This is a genomic window from Streptomyces kanamyceticus (genome assembly GCF_008704495.1).
Lineage (GTDB): Bacteria > Actinomycetota > Actinomycetes > Streptomycetales > Streptomycetaceae > Streptomyces > Streptomyces kanamyceticus.
Genome location: NZ_CP023699.1, coordinates 3,435,223 through 3,461,616 on the forward strand (window position 1 = coordinate 3,435,223; position 26,394 = coordinate 3,461,616).

At 71.5% G+C, this 26,394-nt stretch carries 26 protein-coding genes; 17 read left to right on the forward strand and 9 right to left on the reverse strand.

Translation table 11 applies throughout. The annotated features are described in order from the left end of the window. Nucleotides 1-27: 27 nt before the first annotated feature. Nucleotides 28-1,068, reverse strand: a complete 1,041-nt coding sequence (ku, locus tag CP970_RS13795; RefSeq protein WP_055547397.1) for a non-homologous end joining protein Ku — start codon at nt 1,066-1,068, stop codon at nt 28-30. 61 nt (nt 1,069-1,129) lie between these two features. Between ku and ligD the strand changes: the two genes are divergently transcribed. From ligD to CP970_RS13810, 3 genes are all read left to right on the forward strand, one after another. Continuing rightward, the gene (gene ligD, locus CP970_RS13800) at nt 1,130-2,026 is read left to right on the forward strand and encodes a non-homologous end-joining DNA ligase (protein ID WP_055547388.1); all 897 of its coding nucleotides are present in this window, start codon (nt 1,130-1,132) and stop codon (nt 2,024-2,026) included. After that, nucleotides 2,023-2,916, forward strand: a complete 894-nt coding sequence (locus CP970_RS13805) for an ATP-dependent DNA ligase (RefSeq protein WP_191094911.1) — start codon at nt 2,023-2,025, stop codon at nt 2,914-2,916. The genes ligD and CP970_RS13805 overlap by 4 nt, the downstream gene beginning before the upstream one ends. 104 nt (nt 2,917-3,020) lie before the next feature. Next, entirely contained in the window at nt 3,021-3,449 is a 429-nt protein-coding gene (locus tag CP970_RS13810; RefSeq protein WP_055547384.1) for a DUF4440 domain-containing protein, read from the forward strand. 22 nt (nt 3,450-3,471) lie between these two features. Here the strand turns inward: CP970_RS13810 and CP970_RS13815 are convergent, their stop codons facing one another. After that, nucleotides 3,472-4,281: a nuclease-related domain-containing protein gene (locus tag CP970_RS13815; protein ID WP_055547382.1), complete on the reverse strand. Its 810-nt coding sequence runs from the start codon at nt 4,279-4,281 to the stop codon at nt 3,472-3,474. Nucleotides 4,282-4,546: 265 nt separating this feature from the next. Here CP970_RS13815 and CP970_RS13820 point away from each other — a divergent pair, with 265 nt between their 5' ends. The 7 genes from CP970_RS13820 to CP970_RS13850 all read left to right on the forward strand — a co-directional run bounded on the left by CP970_RS13820 (nt 4,547) and on the right by CP970_RS13850 (nt 11,449). Then, entirely contained in the window at nt 4,547-5,116 is a 570-nt protein-coding gene (locus tag CP970_RS13820; protein ID WP_055547380.1) for a hypothetical protein, read from the forward strand. 37 nt (nt 5,117-5,153) lie between these two features. Next, entirely contained in the window at nt 5,154-5,813 is a 660-nt protein-coding gene (locus CP970_RS13825) for a class F sortase (RefSeq protein ID WP_079043500.1), read from the forward strand. 51 nt (nt 5,814-5,864) lie between these two features. Beyond that, nucleotides 5,865-6,635, forward strand: coding sequence for a hypothetical protein (locus CP970_RS13830; protein WP_055547378.1), 771 nt, complete (start codon nt 5,865-5,867; stop codon nt 6,633-6,635). Then, nucleotides 6,632-7,945: a HAMP domain-containing histidine kinase gene (locus CP970_RS13835; RefSeq protein ID WP_055547376.1), complete on the forward strand. Its 1,314-nt coding sequence runs from the start codon at nt 6,632-6,634 to the stop codon at nt 7,943-7,945. Before CP970_RS13830 ends, CP970_RS13835 begins: the two co-directional genes overlap by 4 nt. A 223-nt stretch (nt 7,946-8,168) precedes the next feature. Continuing rightward, nucleotides 8,169-8,528, forward strand: a complete 360-nt coding sequence (locus CP970_RS13840) for an SH3 domain-containing protein (RefSeq protein WP_055547374.1) — start codon at nt 8,169-8,171, stop codon at nt 8,526-8,528. A 75-nt stretch (nt 8,529-8,603) separates the two neighbouring features. After that, entirely contained in the window at nt 8,604-9,995 is a 1,392-nt protein-coding gene (locus CP970_RS13845) for an FtsW/RodA/SpoVE family cell cycle protein (RefSeq protein WP_055547372.1), read from the forward strand. Then, complete coding sequence (locus CP970_RS13850; protein WP_055547369.1) at nt 9,992-11,449, forward strand: peptidoglycan D,D-transpeptidase FtsI family protein; 1,458 nt, start codon at nt 9,992-9,994, stop codon at nt 11,447-11,449. The genes CP970_RS13845 and CP970_RS13850 overlap by 4 nt, the downstream gene beginning before the upstream one ends. Nucleotides 11,450-11,473: 24 nt before the next feature. Here the strand turns inward: CP970_RS13850 and CP970_RS13855 are convergent, their stop codons facing one another. Then, complete coding sequence (locus CP970_RS13855) at nt 11,474-12,580, reverse strand: ferritin-like domain-containing protein (protein ID WP_055547367.1); 1,107 nt, start codon at nt 12,578-12,580, stop codon at nt 11,474-11,476. Nucleotides 12,581-12,713: 133 nt separating this feature from the next. Between CP970_RS13855 and CP970_RS13860 the strand changes: the two genes are divergently transcribed. From CP970_RS13860 to CP970_RS13875, 4 genes are all read left to right on the forward strand, one after another. Next, nucleotides 12,714-13,652 carry an AurF N-oxygenase family protein gene (locus CP970_RS13860; RefSeq protein ID WP_055547366.1) on the forward strand — a complete coding sequence of 313 codons (939 nt, stop codon included), beginning with the start codon at nt 12,714-12,716 and terminating at the stop codon, nt 13,650-13,652. Nucleotides 13,653-13,740: 88 nt separating this feature from the next. Continuing rightward, on the forward strand, nt 13,741-14,466 hold the full coding sequence (locus CP970_RS13865; RefSeq protein WP_055547364.1) for a TetR/AcrR family transcriptional regulator: 726 nt from the start codon (nt 13,741-13,743) through the stop codon (nt 14,464-14,466). Between the two features lie 22 nt (nt 14,467-14,488). After that, complete coding sequence (locus tag CP970_RS13870; RefSeq protein WP_055547362.1) at nt 14,489-14,761, forward strand: hypothetical protein; 273 nt, start codon at nt 14,489-14,491, stop codon at nt 14,759-14,761. A gap of 285 nt (nt 14,762-15,046) precedes the next feature. After that, nucleotides 15,047-16,204 (forward strand): C40 family peptidase, encoded by a 1,158-nt coding sequence (locus tag CP970_RS13875; protein ID WP_055547360.1) that lies wholly within the window; start codon nt 15,047-15,049, stop codon nt 16,202-16,204. Here the strand turns inward: CP970_RS13875 and CP970_RS13880 are convergent. Genes CP970_RS13880 through CP970_RS13900 form a run of 5 tightly spaced genes read right to left on the reverse strand, consistent with a single transcriptional unit; the run spans nt 16,174 to nt 21,964 of the window. Continuing rightward, complete coding sequence (locus CP970_RS13880; protein WP_055547359.1) at nt 16,174-17,412, reverse strand: styrene monooxygenase/indole monooxygenase family protein; 1,239 nt, start codon at nt 17,410-17,412, stop codon at nt 16,174-16,176. The genes CP970_RS13875 and CP970_RS13880 overlap by 31 nt on opposite strands. 44 nt (nt 17,413-17,456) lie before the next feature. After that, nucleotides 17,457-18,074, reverse strand: coding sequence for a GTP-binding protein (locus CP970_RS13885; protein WP_055547358.1), 618 nt, complete (start codon nt 18,072-18,074; stop codon nt 17,457-17,459). Beyond that, nucleotides 18,055-18,471 (reverse strand): DUF742 domain-containing protein, encoded by a 417-nt coding sequence (locus tag CP970_RS13890; RefSeq protein ID WP_055547357.1) that lies wholly within the window; start codon nt 18,469-18,471, stop codon nt 18,055-18,057. The genes CP970_RS13885 and CP970_RS13890 overlap by 20 nt, the downstream gene beginning before the upstream one ends. Nucleotides 18,472-18,482: 11 nt before the next feature. Then, on the reverse strand, nt 18,483-19,016 hold the full coding sequence (locus CP970_RS13895) for a roadblock/LC7 domain-containing protein (protein WP_055547356.1): 534 nt from the start codon (nt 19,014-19,016) through the stop codon (nt 18,483-18,485). Nucleotides 19,017-19,024: 8 nt separating this feature from the next. Next, nucleotides 19,025-21,964: a sensor histidine kinase gene (locus CP970_RS13900; protein WP_398655063.1), complete on the reverse strand. Its 2,940-nt coding sequence runs from the start codon at nt 21,962-21,964 to the stop codon at nt 19,025-19,027. 359 nt (nt 21,965-22,323) lie between these two features. On the opposite strand from CP970_RS13900, the gene CP970_RS13910 reads away from it, so the two are divergent. Both CP970_RS13910 and CP970_RS13915 read left to right on the forward strand, forming a co-directional pair. Continuing rightward, nucleotides 22,324-23,169 carry a protein phosphatase 2C domain-containing protein gene (locus CP970_RS13910; protein ID WP_055554947.1) on the forward strand — a complete coding sequence of 282 codons (846 nt, stop codon included), beginning with the start codon at nt 22,324-22,326 and terminating at the stop codon, nt 23,167-23,169. 203 nt (nt 23,170-23,372) lie between these two features. Beyond that, entirely contained in the window at nt 23,373-24,737 is a 1,365-nt protein-coding gene (locus CP970_RS13915) for a hypothetical protein (protein WP_063806231.1), read from the forward strand. Nucleotides 24,738-24,786: 49 nt separating this feature from the next. On the opposite strand, the gene CP970_RS13920 is transcribed toward CP970_RS13915, so the two are convergent. Beyond that, on the reverse strand, nt 24,787-25,275 hold the full coding sequence (locus tag CP970_RS13920; protein WP_055554950.1) for a MarR family winged helix-turn-helix transcriptional regulator: 489 nt from the start codon (nt 25,273-25,275) through the stop codon (nt 24,787-24,789). A gap of 258 nt (nt 25,276-25,533) precedes the next feature. Between CP970_RS13920 and CP970_RS13925 the strand changes: the two genes are divergently transcribed. Beyond that, nucleotides 25,534-26,367: a lysozyme gene (locus CP970_RS13925; RefSeq protein WP_055554953.1), complete on the forward strand. Its 834-nt coding sequence runs from the start codon at nt 25,534-25,536 to the stop codon at nt 26,365-26,367. Nucleotides 26,368-26,394 lie beyond the last annotated feature (27 nt).

Consider the following 26,394-nt stretch of genomic DNA (forward strand, 5'->3'; position numbering starts at 1 on the left):
CCCGACCCGTCCCCGCATGCCGTCCCCTCACGCCGACGCGCGCCTCTTGGCCGTCGTCTTCTTCGCCGCGGCCGACTTCTTCCGCGTCGTCTTCTTCGCCGCCGTGGCCGTCTTGCGGCCCGTCTGCGCCGACTTCGACGCGGACTTCTTCGCGGTCGCGGTCGCCTTCTTCTTGGTGGCAGTCGACTTCTTGCCGCCCACCTGCTTCGGCGCGGCGGGGGCCGACTTGGCGCGGCGCGCGGGCAGCGGCGTCACGTCCGCCACCGCGTCGTCGTCCGCGGCCTCGCCACGCGCCGAGCGGGCCGCGCGGACGCTGTTCTCCAGGGCGGCCATCAGGTCGATGACCTTGCCGCCGCCCGCCTCGGCGGCGGGCGCCTGCTCCGTGGGGGCCGTGCCCCCGACCTTCGCGGCGATGAGTTCCTCGACCGCGTCGCGGTAGTCGTCGTGGAGCGTGGAGATGTCGACCTCGCCGAGCGTGTCCATCAGGGCGTCCGCCAGGTCGAGCTCGGCGTCGCGGACGGTGACGTGCGAGTCGGGCGCGACGCCTTCGGGGACCCGGATCTCGTCCGGCCAGAGCAGCCCGTGCATGGCGATCACGTCGTCGACCACGCGCAGCATGCCGAGCCGCTCCTTGCCCCGCAGCGCGAACTTCGCGATGGCCACCTTCTTGCTGCGCTTGAGCGCCTCGCGCAGCAGCGTGTAGGGCTTGGCGGCGGGGACGCCGTTCGCCGAGAGGTAGTACGCCGCGTCCATCTGGAGCGGGTCGATGCGGTCCGCGGGGACGAAGGCGACGATCTCGATCGTCTTGGCGGTCGGGATCGGCAGCGCGGCCAGGTCCTCGTCCGTGATGGGGATGACCGAGCCATCCGCGTCCTCGTACCCCTTGCCGATCTCCGCGGACGTCACCTCGCGGTCCTCCAGCTCGCACACCTTGCGGTAGCGGATCCGGCCGCCGTCCTCGGTGTGGATCTGGCGGAAGGAGATCGAGTGGTTCTCGGTGGCGTTCACGAGCTTGATCGGAATGCTGACCAGACCGAAGGAGATCGCACCGTTCCATATGGATCGCACGTCCGGCACCTCTCGCTAGGACGGGGGGTCGATTTGTGGTGATTTATGGGACTCTCATCGTATGACGCCGATCACCGAGGTGGAGGGGCGGCGGCTCGCGCTCAGCAATCTGGAGAAGGTGCTGTACCCGGCGGGCGGCTTCACCAAGGGCGAGATGCTGCACTACTACGCCAGCACGGCGGGCGCCCTCCTCGCGCACCTCCACAACCGGCCCGTCTCGTTCCTGCGCTACCCGGACGGACCCGAAGGCCAGCGCTTCTTCGCCAAGAACGTGCCCCCCGGCACCCCCTCCTGGGTGCGCACCGCCGACGTGCCGCGCTCCGACGGCACCGCGCGCCAGATCCTCGTACAGGACCTGGCCACGCTGATGTGGGCGGCCAATCTGGTCACCGAGTTCCACACCCCGCAATGGCAGGCGGACGCCCCGGGGCAGGCCGACCGCCTGGTCCTGGACCTGGACCCCGGCGCCCCCGCCACCATCGTGGAGTGCTGCGGGGCCGCGCTCTGGCTGCGGGAGCGGCTGATGGCCGACGGCTTCCACGTGTACGCGAAGACCTCGGGCAGCAAGGGCCTGCACCTGCTCGTACCGCTGGAGCCGACCCCCGCCGAACGGGTCACGGCGTACGCGAAGGAGCTGGCCGTCGAGGCCGAGCGGGAGCTGCCCGCGCTCGTCGTGCACCGGATGACGCGGAGCCTGCGCCCCGGCAAGGTCTTCGTCGACTTCAGCCAGAACGCCGCCGCGAAGACGACCGCCACGCCCTACACCCTGCGGGCCCGCCCCGAGCCGACCGTCTCCACCCCCGTGACCTGGGCGGAGATCGAGCAGTGCGACGAGCGGGACCAGCTGGTCTTCCGCGCGGACGACATCGCGCCCCGCCTGCGCAGGTACGGGGACCTGCTCGGCCCGCTCATCAACCTCAACCGGGCCAGACCGCTGCCCGCGCGGTCGCCGCGATGACTCCGGCCGCGCCGGTGCGGGTGGCCCTCGCCCAGACGGTGAGCGCGCTGCCGGAGGGCGGCGGCTGGGCCTACGAGCCGAAGTTCGACGGGCACCGCCTGGTCGTGCACCGCGCGGCGGACGGCCAGGTGACGCTCCAGGCGCGCTCCGGGCGCCTGGTCACGACCGCCTTCCCCGACCTCGTGGAGGCGGCGGCCGCGCTGCCCGCGGGCACGGTCCTGGACGGCGAGGTCGTGGTGTGGACCGAGGGGCGCATCGACTTCGCCGCCGTACAGCGGCGGGCCGCGGCGACCCAGTCGCGCGCCGCCCAGCTCGCCAGGACCCTGCCCGCCTCGTACGCCGCCTTCGACCTGCTCACCGAGGACGGCGAGGACCGCCGGGGCATGCCCTACGAGGAACGCCGTGCCCGTCTCGTACGACTGCTCGAACCGCTCGGGCCTCCCCTCCAGGCGGTCCCCTCGACGACCGACCGCGCACTGGCCCTGACCTGGTACGAGACACTGCCCGCGACCGGCGTCGAGGGTCTGGTGATCAAGCGGCTCGACGGCGCGTACCGGGGCGGCACGCGCGCGTGGCTGAAGCTGCGGCACAGCGACACCCGCGACGCGGTGGTCGTCGGCTGCACCGGAAACCCCGCGCACCCCCGCGCCCTGGTCCTCGTCCTGCCCGGCGACGGCACCCCGGTGGTGTCGTCCCCGCTCTCCCCCGCGGTACGGACGGCCGCGGCCCGGGCGCTGCCCGCACCGGCGGGCGAGGGCGTCGCGACGGCGATCGGCATCGGCGACGTGACGTACGCGGCGCTGCCCGCGGAGCCGGTGGTCCTCGTCGAGGTGCGGCGGAACACGACGCGGCACGCTACGGCGGTCGTGGTGCGGTTCCGTGACGCGTGACCGGCATCACTACTAATCAAGTTTGACCAGATCGACTTCGTGGCATATCTTCTCCGTCAGTAGTCAAACTTGATGAATCGCTGAATCACCGAAGAGGAGACCGCGTGACCTTTCTTCCCGAGACCGGATACGTGCCGACCGACGAGGACCGCGCGAGCCTGGACGCCTGGTTCGCCGCCTACGACGCGCACAGCGCGCGGCGCGACGTGGAGCGCATGGCCGACCTGGCCGTCTTCCCGCTCAACCTGGTCAGCGACGACTCCGCGGGCGACGGGCGGTCCGCACAGTGGGACCGGGAGCAGTTCGTGGGCACCATGACGCACGTGATGGGAGAGGGCGGCGAGGACATCACCTTCGAGTCCACGCGCACGCCCGTCTTCCTCTCCCCGGCGATGGCCGTCGTCTTCACCGACTCGGTGATGACGGCGAACGGCGAGAAGCAGCAGCTGCGGTACGCCGACATCCTGATCAGGCGCGGTGGGTCCTGGGCCTTCCAGACCATGATCCAGGGCGGCTGGGGGGACAACTTGTAGCCGCCACCGGTACCACGAGCGGTCAGACCCGCCGCCAGGTGCGGCGGTCCCTGGCCAGTGCGTGCAGCGCCTCCACGTCGGCCGGTTTCAGCACACCGCCCAGGTGCGCGAGGCCCGGCAGGTCCGGCTCGCGCAGGACCCGCACGTCGCGCGGCGGCGCCGCGAGGTGCAGGTCCACCGCGCCGGTCCCGGCGATGGCGAGGACGGGGCGGACCTCCGCCGTCAGCGCGAAGGAGGCGCGGCCCGCGTCGGAGCGCAGCCCGCGAAGCAGCGGTACGGGGTCGCCGCGGCCGACCGTCACCAGCGGGTCCGCGATGCGCACCCGCTGCTTGCGGACGGCGAGGGTGCCCACGCAGAACAGGCCGCCGGGGCCGATAAGCAGATGGTGGACGCGGGCGCCGCCGGGCAGCGGGATCGAGTGGAGCACGCGCCAGCCCGCGCCTTCGAGCCCGTCCAGGGCGTCACCGACGGCCTTCTCGCCGACGAGCGCGCGGTACCTGGCGTCGGCACGCATCCTGCGGGGCACCACAGGATCGCGCTCCAGGGCGACCCGCAGGGCCTCGCCGGGGCGGTTCGGCGCGAGGTCGTCGTCGGGGTGCAGCGCCAGGCGGGCCATCTCGACGGGGGTCGGCACCGGTGGCGGACCCACCGTGACCTGGCCGGTGAGGAAGGGTCCGAGGGCGTCGAGCACCTCCACCTCGCGGTCCTCGCTCAGCAGGTTCACCCGGGACGCCTCCCGGTCGTACCACGCCACGTTCCTGCCGTCGGCGAGGCAGACGTACAGCCGCTCCTGACCATGCCGCCAAGCCGGTACGACGCGCAGTCCGCTCATGCACCACCACCCCCTCGACCATGGGAGCAGGCCGGACCGCCCGGGGGCAAGAACCCGTTGGGGGCAAAGAGAAGTTGGGGCGTTTTTGCGCCGACTTCGACCGGTCCCTCTGCGATGTCCCTCCGGTCCCGTAACGGCACTGCCTGCACAGCTATGGCGGGCTGTTACGTAGCCGGTGAATTGCCGCAATGGCTGACATCTAACTTCGTAGCTGTCCACCCGATCGCACCGGAGCGACCAGCCGACAGACCGTAAGGAACGTCCCGTGAGCACCCACCGCCGCCACACCCTCCTCCGTACCGCCGCCGTCTCCGCCCTCGCCGGTGGCGCACTGCTCATACCGGTGGCGGGCGCCTTCGCGGACTCGCCCTCGGCCGAGCCGACCGCCTCGCCGACCGCCTCACAGTCGCCCGACAAGACCGACAAGCCGAGCGACAAGCGGGGGCCCGTCTTCGAGGTCACCCTCGGCAACGGCGCCAAGGCCAAGGTGCAGAACCGCGGCGGCGCGTACGTCGCGACGATCTCCGTCGACGGCAAGCAGATCGCGACCCTCTCCTCCACCCACTCGACCGTCACCCAGGGCGGCGTGCGGTACGAGCTCTACTCCTCCAACGGGCACATCGGCATCACCTACCTGAAGGGCAAGGACGGCAAGGACGGCAAGGACGGCAAGCACGACCAGAAGGTCACCCCGAGGGGCGGCGTCAAGGCCGGTGCCGAGGGCGTGCACAGCGCGAGCGACCCCGCCTTCCTGGTGGCCGGTGGCGGCATGGCGGCGGCGGGCGCGGCGGGCCTCGGCTTCGCGATGCTGCGCCGCGGCCGCACGGACTCCTGAACCCCCGTCCCCCTCCCCCCTTCTCCCAGGAGCCCTCGTGAGCACCCCCACCGACTACGAGCCCGCCGAGACCCCCGAAGCCCGGCAGCGCCGTCACACCTTCCGCATCGCCGCGTCCGCGGCGCTCCTCGCGACCCTCGGCATCGGCCTGATCGCCTGCGGCCAGGGCGGCAAGGGCGACCCGGCACCCGACGTGAAGGTCAACAACGCGGCCGCCGCGCAGGCCAAGCGGGCGCCCGAGCCGCTGACGGCGGCCAAGCCGACCGGCCTGCGGATCCCCTCGGCGGGCGTCGACGCCACGTCGATGCTCGACCTGGGCGTGGGCGCGGACAAGGAACTCGACGTACCGCCGGTGGACAAGGCCGACGAGCCCGGTTGGTGGACCGGCGGCGTCACGCCCGGCGAGAAGGGCGCGGCCGTGATCGTCGCGCACTACGACACGGCGAAGGGTCCCGCGCTGATGAAGAACGTCGCGAAGGTCAAGGTCGGCGACACTGTCGAGGTGCCCCGCGCGGACGGCTCGACGGCGACGTTCAAGGTCCGCGAGATCCAGCAGGTCGACAAGAAGGACTTCCCCACCAATAAGGTGTACGGAGCGACCGACCGGCCCGAGCTCCGCCTGCTGACCTGCGGCGGACCCATCGTGGACGGTCACCGCTCGGACAACATCATTCTCTACGCCGACCTGGTGGCGTGACACCGGGACCGGTGCCACGACAGGCCGCGCCCCGCGGCAGGCAGGAGTGCAGTGAACCGCAGTCGGCTCGCGCTCGCCGCGGCCCTCACCGCGGCCGCCGCGCTCCTCGTCGGCGGCTGCGGCGACCCGGGCGGACCGCGCGGGGCCGGGGCGACACCGACCGCCGAGGGCCCCACCCACCTCTGGCCCGACCTGCCGCCGCCGTCCGCGCCCGCCGAGGACTACGGCGCGATAGAGGCCGTGAAGGTCACGGGCGTCAAGGTGCCCGGCGGCGATCTGCACAAGGTCGACCCGGCCGACGTCGTGCGCGTGGACTTCATCCAGAACCCGGGGACGTACGAACCCTCCGACACCGCCTACAAGAAGACCGTCGAGCGGCTCAAGGACTGCGCCGCCGACAACTCGGGCGGGACGGGGCGCTGCCCGGTCCTCAAGGCGTACTACCGCGATCTGACCGGCGACGGCAAGGACGATCTGATCGTCGGCATCTCGACGCCCGACGACAACCTCGACATCCGTGTGTACGCCGAGGAGGACCGGCGGCTCACCCAGATCATGGAGATGAGCGACGCCGTGCTCGGCGTCGAACTGGCCGGGCGCGACCTGATCATCCGGGCCATCTCCAGCCTGCCGGGGTACGAGTACCACACCGTCTGGTCCTGGGACTCGCACCAGAAGACGATGCTGCCGACCAGCGACGAGATCGTTCGCTCCGCGAACGCGTCTCGCCCCAAGTCGCTTCCGTCAAAGGCTTCCGATGCGCCTTCCTCCCGGAGTCCCCGGCAGTCCCCCTCCGCGTCCGCCCCGGACGACGGCCGATGAGCCGCCGACCGCCGCGCGGGCCGCGGCTGCCCGCCTGGACGGCGACGCTCACCTGGAAGGCCGCCGTCTTCATCACGGTGATGTGCTGCGGGCTCGCCGCGATGCTCGGCGCACTCGTGCACGTCTCGGTGACCAACCAGACCGTGGGCCAGGCCCGCGAACGCGCGCTCATCCGCCTCAAGGACGTCACCGAGCGGTACGAGGCGGGCGACCGGCTCGGCCCCGGCGCGGGCGTCGACCCGAAGGGCCTGCCCGAAAGCCTGCGCGACCTCGCGGTGAGCGGGCAGCGCGCCACGATGGTCGCGGCGCACGAGTCCCGGCCCACCATGTGGGCCGCCGGACCCGCCGACGGCGGCCGCGCCATCGCCGTCCAGGTCGACTACGCGCAGGGCGCCCGCACCATCGACGGCCTCGACCGGGCCATCCTCGGCTCCTCCGTCCTGGCGATCGGCGCGACGCTGCTCGTCGGCGCGTTCGCGGTGACCCGCGTGACGCGGCGCCTGCACCTGACGGCGCAGGTGGCCAGGAAGATCAGCGCGGGCGACCTCGACGCGCGCGTCAACGACCCGCACTCGGGCCCCTCCGCCCAGGGCACGCCGCGCCACCAGGACGAGGTCGCCGCGGTGGCCGGGGCCCTGGACACCATGGCGTCCTCGCTGCAGGGCAAGCTCCTGAGCGAGCAGCGGTTCACCGCGGACGTGGCGCACGAGCTGCGCACCCCGCTGACCGGGCTGCACGCGGCGGCCGAGCTGCTGCCGCCGGGGCGGCCGACCGAGCTGGTGCGCGACCGGGTCGCCGCGCTGCGCACGCTGACCGAGGACCTCCTGGAGATCTCGCGGCTCGACGCGAAGAGCGAGCGGGTGGACCTCGACGCCCACCGGCTCGCTCCACTGGCGGAACGGGTGGTGCGCTCTTCGGGACCCGGCACGGAGCTCGTCGTCGTACGCGACGTGTGCGTGGAGACCGACCGGCGGCGCCTGGAGCGGGTGCTCGGGAACCTGGTCGCCAACGCGCTCAAGCACGGGCGGGAGCCGGTGCTCGTGACCGTCGACGGGCCCGTGGTCACCGTGCGGGACCACGGGGACGGTTACCCGGACTACCTCCTGGAGCACGGCCCTCAGCGGTTCCGCACGGAGGGCACGACCAAGGGGCACGGTCTTGGCCTCACCATCGCGCTGGGTCAGACGCGGGTGCTGGGCGCCCGGCTGACGTTCGCCAACGCCCCCGACGGGGGCGCGGTCGCCTCTTTGCGACTGCCGCACGAGGAACCGCCCGAGCCGGACGCGAACGAGAACAGGGGCGCCCCGTAAGGGGCGCGGGGAACTGCGCGCTCAGCGCGCGAAGGGCCGCAGTCGCGTCTGCCGAGCAACCCGGCAGACGCGACTGCGGCTTTTCTGTGGTTGCTCGCGCAGCTCCCCGTGCCCCTTACGGGGCACCTCCGCGCGGCACAGCATGTGGCGTTGCATGCACCATGCGCCACTTTTACGGTGAATTGCGGCTTAAGCGACGCCGCAACACCCCCGAGGAGGCCCCATGTCCCTGCGGAGCACACGCACCGCCACCCGGCTAGGCATACTCGCCGCCGGCGGCGCCCTCGCCGCGCTGACCGTCGCCGGTCCCGCCGCCGCCCTGGACGGCTCGAACAACGGCCACCCGCCCGTATACAAGGGCCGCGTCACCGCCAAGTCCGGGCTCCTGCTGCGCGACGCCCCGACCCGCGGCAGCCGCGTGGTCCGCAGCGAGCCGTACGGCAAGGTCGTCACCATCTTCTGCAAGACGACCGGCGACACCGTGGGCCGCAACAACCTCTGGTACCTCCTCACGGACGGGACCTGGGCGTGGGGCGCCGCGCACTACATCGCCAACATCGGACAGGCCCCGCGCTGGTGCTGAACGTCGACATAGTCGACATAAGCGGACTTTAGGTCCTGTCACTTGCTACGTTCCCGGCATGACCGGAACACGGGCATGACCGGAACAAGAGCGGGCACGGCATCCACCGTGGTCCCCGCTGTCCGCGTCCCCCGGCGCCGTGGCACCGAACTCGCCCTGCTCGTCGTCGCCGTCCTGCTCTCCGTGTACGGCTACTGCGACGTCGGGCTCGCCAGGAACGGCACCGTCCCGCCCGGCGCCGCCGGATACGGCGCCGGGCTCGGCGTGCTCGCGCTCCTCGCGCACCTCGCCGTCCGCTTCCGCGCCCCGTACGCCGATCCGCTGCTCCTGCCGATCGCGGTGCTCCTCAACGGCCTCGGGCTCGTCCTCATCTACCGGCTCGACCTGGAGACCCCCAGCGACGAGGCGGCGCCCACCCAGCTGATCTGGTCGACCATCGGCGTCGGGCTCTTCATCGCCGTCGTGCTCGTCCTGCGCGACCACCGCGTACTGCAGCGCTACGCCTATCTCTCCGTCGTCACCGCACTGGTCCTGATGATCGTGCCGATCTTCTTCCCCGCCGTGAACGGCGCCCGGATCTGGATCAGGATCGGCGGCTTCTCCATCCAGCCCGGCGAGTTCGCCAAGATCCTGCTCGCGGTCTTCTTCGCCAGCTATCTGGCGGCCAACCGCAACGCGCTCGCCTACACCGGCCGCACCATCTGGCGGTTCAAGCGGCTCCAGCTGCCCACCGGACGCGTCCTCGGCCCCATCGTCGCCATCTGGCTGCTCAGCGTGGGAGTCCTGGTCCTCGAACGCGACCTCGGCACCTCGCTGCTCTTCTTCGGGCTCTTCGTGATCCTGCTGTACGTCGCCACGGGGCGCACCGGCTGGATCGCGGTGGGCCTGCTGCTCGCCGCGCTCGGCGCGTTCGCGGTCGGCTCCCTCGAACCGCACGTGCACAGCCGCGTCACCGACTGGCTGCACCCCTTCGCCTCCATCGACGCGGGGCAGGGCCCCAACCAGCTCGCCCAGTCCCTCTTCGCCTTCGCGGCGGGCGGGATGCTCGGCACCGGGCTCGGCGCGGGCCACTCCATCCTCATCGGCTTCGCCGCCAAGTCCGACTTCATCCTGGCGACGGCGGGCGAGGAACTGGGCCTCACGGGGCTCTGCGCGATCTTCCTGCTCTACGCCCTGCTCGTGGAGCGCGGCTACCGCGCGGGGCTCGCCCTGCGCGACTCCTTCGGGCGGCTGCTCGCCATCGGGCTCGCCTCGATCGTCGCGCTCCAGGTGTTCGTGATCGCGGGCGGCGTGATGGGGCTCATCCCGCTCACCGGCATGGCGATGCCGTTCCTCGCGCAGGGCGGTTCGTCGGTCGTCACCAACTGGATCATCGTGGCGCTGCTCATCCGGGTCAGCGACTCGGCGCGCGCCCAGCCCGTCGGCAACGCGGACAGGGCGGACAGGGCGGACAAGGAGGCCAGGTGACCCGATACATCCGGCACGCCGCCGCGTTCTGCGCGCTGCTCCTGATCGCGCTGCTCGTCAACGCCACCCGCGTGCAGGTCGTCCAGTCCGACGCGCTCGACGACAACCCGGCCAACCGCCGGGGCGCCATCGTCCGCTTCGACCAACCGCGCGGCGACATCGTCGTCGACGGCCGCGCGGTCACCGGCTCCAAGGACACCGGGGAGCAGCTCCGCTATGAACGCACCTACAAGAACGGCCCGTTGTACGCGCCGGTGACCGGCTTCGCCTCGCAGGTGTACGGCACGACGTTCCTGGAGAACGCCGAGGACGACATCCTCTCCGGCACCGACCCGATGCTCGCCCCGCTCCCCCTGTGGAACGACATCACGCGCGCGCAGAACCCCGGCGGCAAGGTCGTCACCACCATCAAGTCGGCCGCGCAGCAGGCCGCTTACGCGGGGCTCGGCGGCAAGAAGGGCGCGGTCGCCGCGATCGAGCCTTCCACCGGGAAGATCCTCGCGCTGGTGAGCACCCCTTCGTACGATCCCGAACGGCTCTCCGGGACGAGCAAGTCGGTGGCGGACTCCTGGGCCGAGCTGAATTCCAGCGCGGCCAAGCCGATGCTGAACCGGGCGATCCGCCAGACCTATCCGCCCGGTTCGACGTTCAAGGTGGTGACGGCGGCCGCGGCGCTCGACGCGGGCGTGGTGACGGACCTGGACGCGGCGACCAGGTCCCCGAACCCGTACACGCTGCCCGGCACCAGCACCCAGCTGACCAACGAGGTGGACGGCTGCACCAACGCGAGCCTGCGCTACGCCTTCCAGTGGTCGTGCAACACGGTGTTCGCCAAGCTCGGTGTCGACACCGGACTGAGCGACATGGCGGGCACGGCGCGGAACTTCGGGTTCAACGACAGCGGCCTGAAGATCCCCTCGTCCGTCGCGGCCAGCAACTTCGACACCTCGATGGACAAGGCCCAGCTGGCGCTCTCCGCCATCGGGCAGTACGACACCCGGGCCACGCCGCTGCAGATGGCGATGGTCTCGGCGGCCGTCGCGAACGGCGGCTCGGTCAAGTCCCCCTATCTGGTGGACCGTACGACCACGCGGGACGGCGACGTCGTCGACACGACCGGCACCAAGTCCCTGCGCCAGGCGATGAATCCGGCGACCGCGATGCAGCTGCGCGAGATGATGACGGACGTCGTCGAGGAGGGCACCGGGAAGAACGCGGCGATCCCCGGCGCGACGGTGGGCGGCAAGACCGGCACCGCCCAGCACGGCATCGACAACTCCGGCACGCCGTACGCCTGGTTCGTCTCCTGGGCGCAGGCCGCCGACGCCGGTGAGCCCGCGGTGGCCGTCGCGGTCGTCGTCGAGGACGCGTCGGCGGACCGCGGGGACATCAGCGGGGGCGGCAGCGCGGCGCCGATCGCGAAGGCGGTGATGGAGGCGGCACTGAAGCCCTGACGCGCTGGCGCGCGACCTCCGTGGTCAGACCGCCTCACCGGACGCGATCGCGTCCGACACCTCCGCCACGCGCGCGTGCTCCTCGGCGGCGAAACGCTCCGCGTCGAGCTTCTCGGCGATCTCCTCGTCCTGGGCCATGAGCTGGTCGAGGTTGGCGTTGCCCATCTCGAAGACGCCCATGTCGACGTACGCCTGCTGCAGGCGCTTGCCCCACAGGCCGATGTCCTTGACGCACGGCACGATGCGGGAGAACAGCAACTGGCGGAAGAGCGCCAGGAATTCGGACTGTTCGCTGTACTCCGCCGCCTGCGCCGCGGGGATGCCGAAGTTCTCCAGGACCTCCACGCCGCGCAGCCGGTCGCGCATCAGGTAGCAGCCCTCGATGACGAATTCCTCGCGCTCGCGCAGCTCCGCGTCGGTGAGCTGCTGGTAGTAGTCGCGCAGGGCCATCCGCCCGAAGGCCACGTGCCGGGCCTCGTCCTGCATGACGTACGCCAGGATCTGCTTGGGCAGCGGCTTGTCGGTGGTGTCGCGGATCATGCCGAAGGCGGCGAGCGCGAGGCCCTCGATGAGAACCTGCATGCCGAGGTAGGGCATGTCCCAGCGGGAGTCGCGCAGGGTGTCGCCGAGCAGCGACTGGAGGTTGTCGTTGATCGGGTAGAGCATCCCGATCTTCTCGTGCAGGAAGCGTCCGTAGATCTCGGCGTGCCGGGCCTCGTCCATGGTCTGGGTGGCGGAGTAGAACTTCGCGTCCAGGTCGGGGACGGACTCCACGATGCGCGCGGCGCACACCATCGCGCCCTGCTCGCCGTGCAGGAACTGGCTGAACTGCCAGGAGGTGTAGTGCTTACGCAGCTCGCCCTTGTCCTTGTCGGTCATCTTCGCCCAGTAGGGCGTGCCGTAGAGCGACATCGACTCGTCGGGGCTGCCGAGGGGGTCGAGCGGATCGACCTCCAGGCCCCAGTCGATGCGCTTGTTGCCGTCCCACTGCTTGTCCTTGCCCTTCTGGTAGAGGGCAAGGAGGCGGTCGCGCCCTTCGTCGTACTCCCAGCTGAAGCGGGCCGAACTGGCCGATGGAACCTGCCAGTTGAGCCCTCCGGTTGTTGTGGTGTAGAGCTCGTGCGTCGACATACGGGCAGGCTCACACGCTGCTATACCAAGGGTCAACAAGTCGTGCGCGAGGGATTGACGCCCTTGCTGACAAGCAGTCTCATAAGTGGTGACCGCCGGTAACGCGCCTCTGTATGTGAAGGCAGGAACAGCCATGACGACCGTGACGGAAGACGTTTCGCTCGACGGCCTGCGAGACGCGCTCGGCCTGCTCAAAGACCGGGAACAGGTCGCCGTCCGCCTCCTCGAATCCTCCGCCAAACACTCCTTCGACCCCGACGAGGAACTCAACTGGGACGCACCGGTCGAGGAGGGCAAGTGGTTCTGGCCGCCCGAGCTCGTCTCCCTCTACGACACCCCGATGTGGAAGCGGATGTCCGAGGAGCAGCGCCTCGACCTCGCCCGGCACGAGGCCGCCTCGCTCGCCTCGCTCGGCATCTGGTTCGAGATCATCCTGATGCAGCTGCTCGTCCGGCACATCTACGACAAGTCGCTGACCAGCTCGCACGTGCGGTACGCGCTGACCGAGATCGCCGACGAGTGCAGGCACTCGATGATGTTCGCGCGGATGATCCAGAAGGGCGGCGCCCCGACGTACCCCGTCACGCGCCTCAACCACAACCTCGCGCGCGTCCTCAAGACCGTCTCCACGACCCCCGGTTCCTTCGCCTGCACGCTGCTCGGCGAGGAGATCCTCGACTGGATGCAGCGCCTCACGTTCCCGGACGAGCGCGTCCAGACGCTGGTGCGCGGCGTGACCCGCATCCACGTCGTGGAGGAGGCCCGCCACGTGCGGTACGCCCGGGAGGAGTTGCGGCGCCAGATGGTGACCGCGCCCCGCTGGGAGCGGGCGCTGACGCGGGTCAGCTGCGGTGAGGCGGCCCGGGTCTTCTCCATCGCCTTCGTGAACCCCGAGGTGTACACGAACGTCGGCCTCGACCGGCGGGAGGCGGTGGCGCAGGTGAAGGCGAGCGGGCACCGTCGGGAGGTCATGCAGACGGGCGCGAAGCGGCTCACCGACTTCTTGGACGACATCGGGGTCATGCGGGGTGCAGGGCGACGACTGTGGAAGTCGTCCGGGCTTCTCGCCTAGAGCTCGGCGCTCGGCTGCGGGTTGCTCCTGGTTGCTCGCGCAGTTCCCCGCGCCCCTAAAGGGGCCCACCCCGAGTTACGCTGCGGGCATGACCCCGACAGCAACCACCCGTGCGTACCGCCGCCTCAGCGTCGAAGCGCGGCGGAGGCAGTTGCTGGAGTCCGCGCTTGGTCTCTTCGCGCACCGCGCGCCCGAGGAGGTCAATCTCGACGACGTCGCCGAGGCGGCCGGGGTCTCGCGGCCGCTCGTCTACCGCTACTTCCCCGGCGGCAAGCAGCAGTTGTACGAGGCGGCGCTGCGGTCCGCGGCGGACGAGCTGGAGCAGTGCTTCGCGGAGCCCCCGCAGGGACCGCTCACCCAGCGCCTCTCCCGCGCGCTCGACCGGTACCTGGCCTTCGTCGACCAGCACGACACGGGGTTCAGCGCACTCCTCCAGGGCGGCAGCGTCGTGGAGACCTCGCGGACCACCGCCATCGTGGACGGGGTGCGCAGGGCCGCGGCCGAGAACATCCTGGCCCACCTGGACGTGCCCGAGCCCGGGCCCCGGCTGCGGATGACCGTGCGGATGTGGATCACCGCGGTCGAGGCGGCCTCGCTGATCTGGCTGGACGAGGACAAGCAGCCGCCGCTCGACGAGCTGCGGGACATGCTCGTCGAGCAGTTCATGGCGGTGCTCGTGACGACGGCGGGCCGCGACGAGCAGACCGCGGGGGTCGTGCGGTGGGCGCTGGCCCTGGAGACGCCGGAGGGACCCGTGGGCGGCCTCGCGCGGCGCGTGCTGCCCGTGGTCAGCGACGCGGCGCACCTGCTGTGACCCGCGGTGTGACACTGGTGCCGTGAAGAGCGAAGACACCCCCTTTGTCGGCGGCCCGCTGGACGGCCGCGTGCTGCCCGTCCTGCTCGGACAGACCGGGCACCCGCCGAAGGTGTACCGCGTCCCCGTCCCCGACGACGCGGGCGGCCCGCCGACGGTGCTCGTCTACCGCCGGGTGGCGGCGGAGACCGGAAGGCGGCTCGCGCTGACTCCGAAGTGGCGGTACGAGTACGACGCCGACGGCGACAAGAACACGGGCCTGAAGTGGCCGTGGTCGAAGCCGAACAAGGACTGACCGGCACGGAGGCGCCCCGTAAGGGGCGCGGGGCTGCGACATGTGCGGCTCCGCCGCGCGGGCGCGAGGCTACCGGGCCCCTGTAAGGGGCGCGGGGAACTGCGCGACCAGCCACATGCGGCCCGCGGAAACGCACGTACGCCCCGAGGCAACACCCCACGCCGACGTTCACTGGACGAGTGACCTCATTGCGCCACCCGCCCACCGCCCGGAGGCGGACCACGGCACCCGGCCCGATGCTCACGGTGCGCGCCGGAGGTCCTGGCCCGCACCGGAGGTGATGAGGTGTCAGGAAGGCTGCTGCGATGGGCCTGCACCGGGGCCGCGCTCGGAGGACTGCTCACCACCACTCCCCCGGCGGGAGCCGACCCCGCCCCAGGCCCAGGCGCCCGCCCCGTCGCCGAACTGCTCACGGACCTCCAGCGCCTCTACCAGTCGACCGAAGAGGCATCGGAGACGTACAACGCGACCGAGGAGAAGCTCAAGAAGCAGCGCAGGACGGCGGCTGACCTCCACGAGAAGCTGATCGAGGCGCGCGCCTCGGTGCACGACAGCAAGGGCGACGCGGGCCGCCTCGCCCGCCAGCAGTACCAGGGCTCGTCCGACCTCTCCCCCTACCTGCGGCTGCTGCTCGCCCGCGACCCGCAGCACGCGCTCGACCAGGGCCATGTGATCGGCCGGGTGGCCGCGGGCCGGGCCGCCGCCGTGGAGCGCCTGGTCGGCGGCGAGAAGAAGGCGGACGACCTCGCGGCCGCGGCGAAGAAGGCCCTGGACACCCAACTCGCCCTCGCCGGGCGGCAGAAGAAGCAGCGGGACACCGTACGCGGACAGCTCAGGGAGGTCGAGGAGCTGCTCGCCGCGCTCACCGCGGACCAGCTGGCCGCCCTGCGGCAGGCGGAGGACTCGGGTGCGGCCGACGCCCAGCGCCAGTTCCTGGACTCCGGCGCGCTCGGCGGTGGACAGGCCGCGCGGGCACCCTCATCGCAGGGCGGCCGTGCGCTCGACTTCGCCGTACGGCAGATCGGGCTGCCCTACGAGTGGGGCGCCGAGGGCCCGGAGGCGTACGACTGCTCGGGGCTGACCCAGCGGGCCTGGGCGCGGGCGGGCCGGGAGATTCCCCGGACGAGTCAGGAGCAGTGGGCCGAGCTGCGGCGCATCCCGCTGTCCGAGCTGCGCCCCGGCGACCTCGTCGTCTACTTCCCGAAGGCCACGCACGTGGCGATGTACCTGGGCGAGGGCAAGGTCGTCCAGGCGCCGCGGCCCGGCGCGCGGGTCAAGGTCTCCCCGATCGCGGCGAACCCCGTGCTCGGGGCGGTACGGCCCGACCCCGAGGGCCGGGCCGTGCGCGACTACACCCCGCCGGTGCTGCCCGAGGGAGCCACCTCGGGCAGCGACCTGGGCTACGGCGCCGGTCAGGCGCCCGGCGCGACCGACTCCAGGTAGGCGGCGGCCTTCTCCGGGTCGTAGAAGTAGTTCTCGAAGTCGGCCGGGTCGTTGAAGCCGTTGGCGAACCGGTCGGCGACCGGCTGCAGCTGGCCCGCCGCGCCGAGGATGTTCAGGACGTGCTCGGGCGGCGCGCCCAGCATCGCGTTGGTCCACTTGGTGACCCACTGCGCGGTGTCCCAGTAGCGGTCGAACGCCGATTGCATCCACGCCTCGTCGAAGGGCTTGTCGCCGTGCTCGACGATGGAGGAGATGTACGAAGCGGCGCACTTGGACGCCGAGTTGGAGCCCTGCCCGGTGATCGGGTCGTTGGCGACGACGACGTCGGCGACGCCCAGGACCAGGCCGCCGCCGGGCAGGTGACCGATGGGCTTGCGCACGGTGGGGGCGTAGCGCCCGGCCAGCGTGCCGCCCGCGTCGGTCAGTTCGACCTTCGTGGCGCGCGCGTACTCCCAGGGCAGGAACTTCTCCAGGAGTTCGAGGGTCAGGGCCAGGTGCTCGCTCGGGTCCTTGACGCCCTGGAAGACGTCGAGCGGGCCGCCGGGGACGCCCTCCCAGAAAAGGATGTCGGCGCGTCCCGACGTGGTGAGCGTCGGCATGACGAAGAGCTCGCCGACGCCGGGCACCAGGTTGCAGCGGACCGCGTCGAACTCGGGGTGCTCGGGCCGCGGGCCGAGCCCGTGCACGTACGCGACGGAGAGCGCGCGCTGCGGCTCGGTGAACGGCGAGCGGGACGCGTCGCGCTCGAACATCGAGACGAGCTCGCCCTTGCCCGCCGAGACGAGCACCAGGTCGTAGGCGCGCGAGAAGTAGTCGAGGTCGCCGACGGCGGCGCCGTGGATGACCAGCTGGCCGCCGCGCTGGGCGAACGTCTCCATCCAGCCCGCCATCTTCACGCGCTGGTCGACGGACTGGGCGTACCCGTCGAGCTTGCCGACCCAGTCGATGACGCGGGAGGAGTCCGGGCCTGCCACCGAGACGCCGACGCCCTCGATCTTCGGGGCCTGCGACTCCCAGAAGTTCGCCTGGATGTCGCGCTCGTTCTGGAGCGCCGTGTGGAACATGCACTGCGTGGACATGACCCGGCCCGCCCGGATCTCGTCCGCCGTGCGGTTGGACATCAGGGTGACCTCGTACCCCTGCGCCTGGAGCCCGAGGGCGATCTGGAGCCCGGACTGACCGGCTCCCACGACAAGTATCTTCCGCATGCGGGTCCTTCTTCTTCCTCGGGGCTCTTACTCGGGGGTCGCGTCTACTCAGGGGTCGCGTCGAGCGCGTGGCCGACCAGGGCGAGGAGCGACTCGATCGCCGAGATGCGCTGCCGGGCGTCCATGATCAGCACGGGTATGTGCGACGGAACCGTCAGGGCCTCGCGCACATCGGCCACCGCGAACTCCTCGCTGCCGTCGAAGTGGTTGACGGCCACGATGTACGGCAGGCCGCAGCTCTCGAAGTAGTCGAGCGCGGGGAAGCAGTCGGAGAGGCGCCGGGTGTCGGCGAGCACGACGGCGCCGATCGCGCCGCGCACCAGGTCGTCCCACATGAACCAGAAGCGCTGCTGGCCCGGCGTACCGAAGAGGTAGAGGACCAGGTCGTCGTCGAGCGTGATCCGGCCGAAGTCCATCGCCACCGTGGTGGTGGTCTTGCCCGGCGTGCCGCTGAGGTCGTCGGTCTCGGCGCTGGCCTGGGTCATCAGCGCCTCCGTCTGGAGGGGCTGGATCTCGGAGACGGCCGTGACCAGTGTCGTCTTGCCGACGCCGAAGCCGCCCGCCACCACGATCTTCGTGGCGATCGGGGCGCGCGACCTGTCCGTCTGCCAGGGCTGCAACTGCTCCTCGTCCTCGAGGAGTTCAGAGACGGCGGAGTCCACTCAGCACCCTTTCCAGCAGTGCGCGGTCGGGCTGACCCGGGCCGTGGCCCGTTCCGTACACGCGGATCTTTCCCTGGTCGGCGAGGTCGCTCAGCAGGACGCGGACCACGCCGAGCGGCATCTTGAGGAGGGCCGCGATCTCCGCGACCGTGCGCATCCGGCGGCAGATCTCGACGATCGCCCGCATCTCCGGCATCACACGGGTGGAGAGGTTGCCCTTGGGCAGTTCGAGGCGCTCCTCGGGCGCCTCGATCGCGGCGTTGCTCGCGACGAACGTCTCGACGAGCAGCACGTGCCCGAACCTGGTCCGCCCGCCGGTGAGCGAGTAGGGACGCACCCGGGCGGGTTTTCGGTCACCGCCGCGCTGCGGCAGCTTCGGCGTCGTACGGCTGCTCATCCTGCTACCGCTCATCGGGCGCTCTCCATCGACTGGCGCAGTTCGCTGCGGAGTTCGGGAGTGAGGACGTGCCCGGCGCGGCCGACGAACAGCGCCATGTGGTACGCCACGACGCTCATGTCGCAGTCCGGGGTGGCGTGCACACCGAGCAGCGAGCCGTCACTGATCGACATGACGAAGAGGCTGCCCTCCTCCATCGCGACGACGGTCTGCTTGACCGCGCCGCCGTCCATCAGCTTGGCGGCGCCGATGGTGAGCGAACCGAGGCCCGACACGATGGTGGCCAGGTCGGCGCTCGAACCCTTGGGGCCTTTGGGGTTCGCCGCGGGGCGCCCCTCGGCGTTGCGCTCGGGGTCGGAGGACAGCAGCAGGAGACCGTCGGAGGAGACCACCGCGACGGAGAGCAGGCCCGGCACCTCCTCGACGAGGTTGGTGAGCAGCCAGTGCAGGTTGCGGGCTTCGCTGCTGAGTCCGTACGCGGACGGGTCCTTCGTGGTGGATGCGCCGGTGGCACCGGCTTCGGCGGAAGAACTGGGCGTGCGCATGGGCGCAGTCAACTGCTTGCCTCCTCGACTGAATCCCCCATTACGTCTGCGGCTTCTGCGTTCTTTTCGTTACCTTGCGGCGCTTCGTCACCTTGCGGCGCTTCGTCGCCTTGTCCCGCGATCTCGGCCTCCACGTCCCGCCGGCCGCTCAGCGCGCCCTGGTGGAAGCCGCCGAGCCTGCGGCGGAGCGCCTCCGCGTCCACGGATCCCCGCACCTTGGGCGCGGCGGGCGCGGGCGCGGTGATCTTCGGCGTCCGCTTGGGCAGCCCCTTGTCGGTGACGCGCTCCCACTTGGGAGACTCCTCCTCGGGCTCCTGCCGTGGGCGGGCGGGCACAGCCCCCGGTTCCGGCTCAGCGGACGACGGCGGAGGCACGAGCTCCATGGTCGTTTCCGACGTAGGAGCAGGCTCGGGATCAGGCGACGGCGCAGGCTCCGGAGCCAGCTCAGGCAGCGCCGACTGCACCGTCCGCTCCGCCGCGGCGATCAGCGGATCCTCCCCGCCGGTGGTCAACCGCCCGGGCAGGACATTGGAGTTGGCCTCGGCCGCGGAGCCGGGCAGGTGCGTCAGGGACTCGCCCGCACGCGGCGCCGCGACCACGGCGGGCGACGGAGCGGGCGCGAGGATCGCCTTGGGCAGCACCACGACCGCCGCGACGCCCCCCTGCTTCTGGTCCCGCAGCCGCACCCGCGCCCCGTGCCGCGCCGCGAGCCTGGCGACCACGTAGAGGCCGAGGCCGAGGCCGTCCCCGCCCTCCTGGTCGTACGCGGCGTCCGGGTCGAAGTCGGCCAGGCGCGCGTTCAGTTCGCGCATCCGGTCCTGGGTGACGCCGATGCCCTCGTCCTGGACGGAGAGCATGACCTCGCCGCTCTCCAGGAGCCAGCCGGAGACCTCGACGGAGGCGTCGGGCGGCGAGAACGACGTCGCGTTCTCCAGGAGTTCGGCGGTGAGGTGGCTGATGTCGTCCGCCGCGAAGCCCGCGACGTGCGCGTGCGGCGGCAGCGTGGCGATGCGGACGCGCTCGTACCGCTCGATCTCGGAGACGGCGGCGCGCACCACGTCGACCAGCGGGACCGCGCCCGGGTGCTGGTGTCCGTGGTCGGCACCGGCGAGGACCAGGAGGTTCTCGCTGTGCCTGCGCATGACCGTGGCGAAGTGGTCGAGCTTGAAGAGCGTGGCGAGCCGGTCGGGGTCCTGCTCGCGGTCCTCCAGGTTCTCGATGACGGCGAGCTGGCGCTCCACCAGACCGAGCGTGCGCAGCGCCAGGTTCACGAACGTGCCGTGGATGGACTGGCGCACCCGCTGCAAGTGGACGGAGGCCTCGGCGAGTTCGGCCCGCAGGGCCTCGCGCTCGTCGGCCATGGACTCGCGCCTGCCGATGAGGTGCTTGCGGTCGGCTTCGAGCGTGGTGACGCGCTCGTGCAGCGCGGCCGCGTGCCCGTGCAGGGCGTTGACGGAGCGTACGACCTGGGCGAACTCGTCGTCGCGGCCGGTGAAGCGGATCGGCTCCTGCGGCGCGGGCTCGGTGGCGAGGCGGGCGGAGCCCAGGCGCAGCACGGCGAGCGGGCGGGTCAGCGAGCGGGCCGCCGCCATCGAGACGCCGACCGCGACGAGGAGGCAGACGCCGACGAGCGCGACGCGGATCTCCAGCTCGGTGACCTCGTCGTCGCGCAGCTGGGCGAGCTGCTTGGTGCGCGCGACGCCGAGGGCTGACTCGGTGCCGCGCATCGTCTCGATCCGGGCGGAGAGCGCGGCGTCGACCTTCTTGCGGTCGTAGCCCCGCTCGGCGGTGGAGAGCGTGGGCTCGTCGGTGAGGCGGGCCAGGTACTTCTCCGCGGTGCCGACCTCGGAGCCGGTGACCGTCGATTCGTACGTCGCGCGGGCGGAGTCGCCCGCCGTGTCGCTGAAGTCGGCGAGCGCGGCCAGCTCGCGGACGTGGGCCTGCTGGGCGGCGGCGCTGAGCTCGTCGCGGCGCTTGCCGTCGGCCGGGGAGTCCTCGGTGCCGGTGGTGGGCAGTCCTGTGACCGGGTCGACGGACGACGTGGACGTGGTGCCGGGCACGGCGAGCGCGGCGAGCAGCAGGCCGCGGGCGGCGGCGGCCTGCTCGACGGCGTGGTCGAGGTCGGCGAGGGCGAGGGCGCCCTTGTTGGCCTCGGGGGGCAGCCGCTCGGCCAGTTCGCGGGTGAGTCCGTGGAGTTCGGCGATGACCTTCGTGTACGCCTCGTGCGTTTCGAGAGCGGTGCTCTTGCCGGTGAGCGCCTCTCTCCGGACGGCCCCGATGTCGGCGAGGTCGGCGCGCAGCCCGGCGGGCGCGTCGGCGTCGCGCAGCTCGTCGATCTGCCGGTCGACGCGGGCGCTGCGGCTCTTGGAGAGGCCCTTGCCCTGGGAGCGGCCCGCGGCGATGAAGGAGGTGACCTCGTCGCGCTCGTCGGCCAGCGAATGGCCGAGGGAGACCGCCTGCTGGGTCCGCTCGGCGAGCGTCACCAGGCTCTGCGCGTCGTTCAGTTGACCGGAGGCGGCGACGATGGCGGGTGCGCCCGCTCCGACGATGGCGGCGGCCACCACGGCCACGGCGACCATCAGCCGATTGCGTACGCGCGCGGTGGGCGCCTTGGTGACGTGCGGCGCGGGGGCGAAGGAGGCCGCCACGGGGGACGGCTCGGGCGCGGCGGCGTGATCGGTGGGGGTGCTCGATGACGGCGCGGGCCCTGAGTCGCCCGGGGCGGACGGGGCGGTGGAGGTGGACGGGTCTCCGGCGGCAGACGGGTCTCCGGGGGCGGGCGAGGCAGGTCCCGGGGTCGAGGAGGCCGCGGGCGGCGCCGCTGACGGATCCGTGGCGGTGCGCTCCGGCGCACGCTCGGTCGGGGTGGTCGCGCCCGGCGTGGCCCCTTGGGAGGCCGACTGCTTGCCTTTGCGCCCAGGCCGCATCTTCTGCACCGGTGCTCGCATTCTTGGTTTTTCGTCTGCCCTCGGGCCCGGGTGACGATCTGTCAACACGAGCGCGCCCCCGGTACGGCTCCCGACCCTTCCAGTGCCGGTGAGTGGCGGTCGGGCATCGCCTGCCCGGCCACCCGAAGGAGTGAACATCGGCGGGGAGTTGGCGGGCAAGTCCCGGTCGGCGGGGTCGCGGGCCCGCGCGGTGTGCCGGTTGGACGTCTCCCACAGGCTTTGGCAGGATGCGCCGCCACACCCCGGCGGAGGTGATCATTCCGGCCGAATTCAGGCGCGCCTTCCGCTGGTACGGGCCATTCATCCACCCCTTTGCGGCTTCTGGTGGGCCTTGTGAAGGGGTCGTGCAGACTGGCCGGATGCGTATCGAACTCGCCACCGAACCCGGCGACCCCACGCGCCCCAACGAGGACTACGCGTCGGTCGCGCTACCCGCTTCCGGACAGGGCGGATCGCTCGTCCTCCTCGACGGCGTCACGCCGCCCGAGGGGGCGGTGGGCTGTCTGCATTCCGTCCCCTGGTTCACCGCGCGACTCGGCGGCGCATTGAGTGAACTGTCCGTTTCACGGCGGGATATGACGCTGCCTGAGATCCTGGCGGAGTCCATCTCGCGTACCGCCGACGCCCATAGTTCAACCTGTGACCTTTCTCACCCGCGTACCCCGCAGGCCACCGTGGTCCTGGTGCGCTGGGACGAGGAGCGCGTCGAGCACCTCGTCCTCTCCGACTCGGCGCTGCTCCTCGCGGGACCCCGCGGCGCGGTGACCGCGATCCTCGACCGGCGCCTGGCCGAGCTGCCGCCCGCGGTCCGCACCATGCGCGACCAGGTGCGCGCCCTGCCGCGCGGCTCGGCCGAGCGCGAGGTGGCGGGCCGCGCCTACGCGGCGAAGGTCGAGGCCCTGCGCAACGCGGAGGACGGCTTCTTCACCGCCGCGGCCGACCCCACGGCCGCCCTGCGCGCGGTCGTCGGCGAGAGCGCGCGGGCCGAGATGACGGCGGTGGCGGCGCTCACCGACGGCGCGGGCCGCTGGACCGACACGTTCCACGAGGGCGACTGGACCGAGTGCTTCGCGCTCCTGCGCAAGGAGGGTCCGCAGCATCTGATCGACCGGGTGCGCGAGTTGGAGACGGCTGACCCGCAGGGTCTCGCCTTCCCGCGCGGGAAGCGGCACGACGACGCGGCGGTGGTGTACGCGGAATTCTGATCCAGCTCCCCACCCTCTCCCACCCTTTCACTCTCTTTCACTCTCTTTCTCTTTCTTCCCCTTTCCCATCTCGGGATCATTTCAACTGAAGCAGAGATAAGGGATTCGGTGTTGAAATTCCGAACCGCGAAAGGGAAGGATCGGCAGCCGAGGGAGCCGCCTGGCCGCGTCCGGCCATGCGCCCACGCACGAGAGGGAATTGAATGTCGCGCAGGGCAGTCATTTTCGGCGCGGTGCTCGCCGCCGCGCTGGCCGTCACCGGCTGCGGACCGGGCGAGTCGGACAGCGGGGGCGAAGGCGGTGACGGCGGCGCGGAGTCATCGGCCGTCGACGCCGCGCTGCTCGGCCAGGTGCCCACCGCCAAGGTGAGCGAACTGGCGGGCGCGATGGGAATGTGGACCACGGAAAAGAACTTCGTGAAGACCGACCTGAAGAAGATTTCCGGATATCCGCTGTCCGGCGGAAAAGCAGAGTGGGAGATACCGCTCGGCGGCGAGGTCTGCTGGTCCTCGCCGCAGGCCACCTCCGAAGGGCTGATCGCGGTCCTCTTCCGCGACGACAAGGACGACCCCGCGGTCTGCACCGAAGTCGGCCTCGTCGACCTGGACAAGGGCAAGCTGCTCTGGCGGAAACAGGGCCTCGACACCTACGGCGGCCGCCAGATGTTCGACGAGGTGACCATCGGCGGCGGCACGGTCGCCGCGGCGGGCACCGGCGGCAGCGCGGGCTGGACGACGGGCGGCAAGCCCCTGTGGTCGCCCGCGAGCACCGACGACGAGAAGTGCCCCGCGGAGGGCTTCGCGGGCGAGGGCGAGAAGCTGGTCGCGGTGCGCGACTGCGGCGACACCGACCACCCGAAGCTGACCCTGCAGACCATCGACCCGGCGACGCGCGCGGTGAAGTCGGCGTACGCGTTCGAGCAGGGCATCGAGCACGCCCACGTGGTCTCCGCCGAGCCGCTGGTGGTCGCCGTCGACGACGGGGACTCCCCCGGCGGCTCCGGCATCACCGCGTTCCTGACGATCGACGACGGCGCGGCGCGCGGCAAGCCGCTCGCCACGATCGGCACGAAGGGCGGCAAGTACGGCAAGTACGACGCCGAATGCCCCAGCACGAACGTCACGGACTGCAGGCAGCTCGCGGTCGACGAGAAGTCGGGGACGCTCTTCCTGCCCACCCGCGATCCAGGGCCCGGTTCCGCCGCCGACAACGACGTCGTCGCCTTCGACCTGAAGACCGGCAAGAAGAAGGGCACGGTCCCCGGCACCGCCGCGGGCGCCATGACCCCGGTCGGCGTGGACGGCGGCGGCAAGGTCGTGGTGTACCAGGACGCGGACATCGTCGGCGAGACGGGCGGCGCGGTCTGGCGGATCGACCCGGCCTCGTACAAGAAGACGAAGGTCATGCAGAACCCGGGCGCGAGCTACGAGATGGAGAGCCGCTTCGAGACGGACCGGCGCACCCTCTTCGCCGGTGAGCGCCTCTACCTGGGCGCCGACCACGTCAGCGAGCCCTCCGAGGTCTACAAGAAGAAGCAGCCGCTGGCGGTCGTCTTCGGCGCGAAGTAGGCCTGTTCCGCGGGCGCCCGGTCGGAAATCGCCCGGGCGCCCGCACCCCTCAGGTGTCCGCGCTCTCGTTCAGCTGACCGAGGAGGCGGGCGAGTTCGGCGACCTCCGCCCGGTCCCAGCCCGCGAGGCGGCGTACGTACTGGGCGCGGCGGCCCGCGCGCACCGTGCGGAAGCGGGTGCGGCCGTCCGGTGTCAGCTGGATCAGCCAGGCGCGGCCGTCGGCGGGGTCGGGTTCGCGGGCCACCAGGCCGAGTTCTTCGAGGGCACGCAGTTGACGGCTCATCGTGGCCTTGCCGACGCCGATGTACGCGGCGAGGTCGGTGGCCCGCTGCGGGCCCGAGTCGTCCAGACAGACGAGCAGGCCGTACGCGGCGGGCTCCAGGTCGGGGTGGACCTGGCGCGCCATCTCGCCGGACGAGGCCCGCGCGCGGCGCATCAGGAGCGACAACTCCCGTTCGAGGGAGAGGAACTCGCTGTCCACCCCTTGTTCGACGCCGTCGTGCGCCCCGCCCGTCACGCCCTCTTCTGCAGCACCCATGTCCCGCTTTCCCGATTCTGAAAGTTATCGCCGGATGGCCCGCTCGCCGTGCCCGTCGTGGCAGCGGCCTGACCAGTATTTCGCAAGGTCGGGACGGTGCCGCCCCGATGGCACCGTCACAGGAGTGGACCAACGGCACAACCCGCGCCCTCTTCCCTCACCCGGGTCTACGTGCGTAGCTTTTCAAGTGACATGTTCACACCACAGCATGTCGACAGGTCCCCACCGAGCACCACCGAGGCCTTCGGAGGCACGAAGATGCCCGTGCACAGACCCGGACCGGCCCGCCGCTCGCGCTTGTCGCCGGCGGGGGTTCTCCTCGCAGTACTGTCCGCTCTCTCCCTCCTCCTGACGCTCCCCACGGCGGCCCAGGCGGACGACGTCCCCGACCGCGGCACCGCGCGGCTCGGCCAGGGCGTCATCGAACACGACGGCCAGGGCGGTCGGCCCACCGGCGGTGACGCCGCCCAGACCGAGGGCGTCGACGTCAGCAGCCACCAGGGCAACGTCGCCTGGCAGACGCTGTGGAACAGCGGCGTGAAGTGGGCCTACGTCAAGGCCACCGAGAGCACCTCGTACAAGAACCCCTACTTCGCCCAGCAGTACAACGGTTCGTACGGCGTGGGCATGATCCGCGGCGCGTACCACTTCGCGACGCCCGACACCTCCTCCGGCGCCGCCCAGGCCAACTACTTCGCGAGCAACGGCGGCGGCTGGTCGCGCGACGGCAGGACGCTGCCCGGCGCGCTCGACATCGAGTGGAACCCGTACGGCGCCGCCTGCTTCGGCAAGTCCCAGTCCGCGATGGTCAGCTGGATCCGGGACTTCCTGACCACGTACAAGGCGCGCACCGGGCGCGACGCGGTGATCTACACCGCCACCAGCTGGTGGAAGCAGTGCACCGGCAACTACGGCGGCTTCGGCTCCACCAACCCGCTGTGGATCCCCCGCTACAACACCAGCCCGGGTGAACTCCCGGCGGGCTGGGGCTTCCACACGATGTGGCAGTACACCTCGTCGGGCCCGACGGTCGGTGACCACAACAAGTTCAACGGCGCCCTGGACAGGGTGGTCGCGCTCGCCAACGGCTGAGCGTGCGACGGAGCGGCCGCCCCCGGT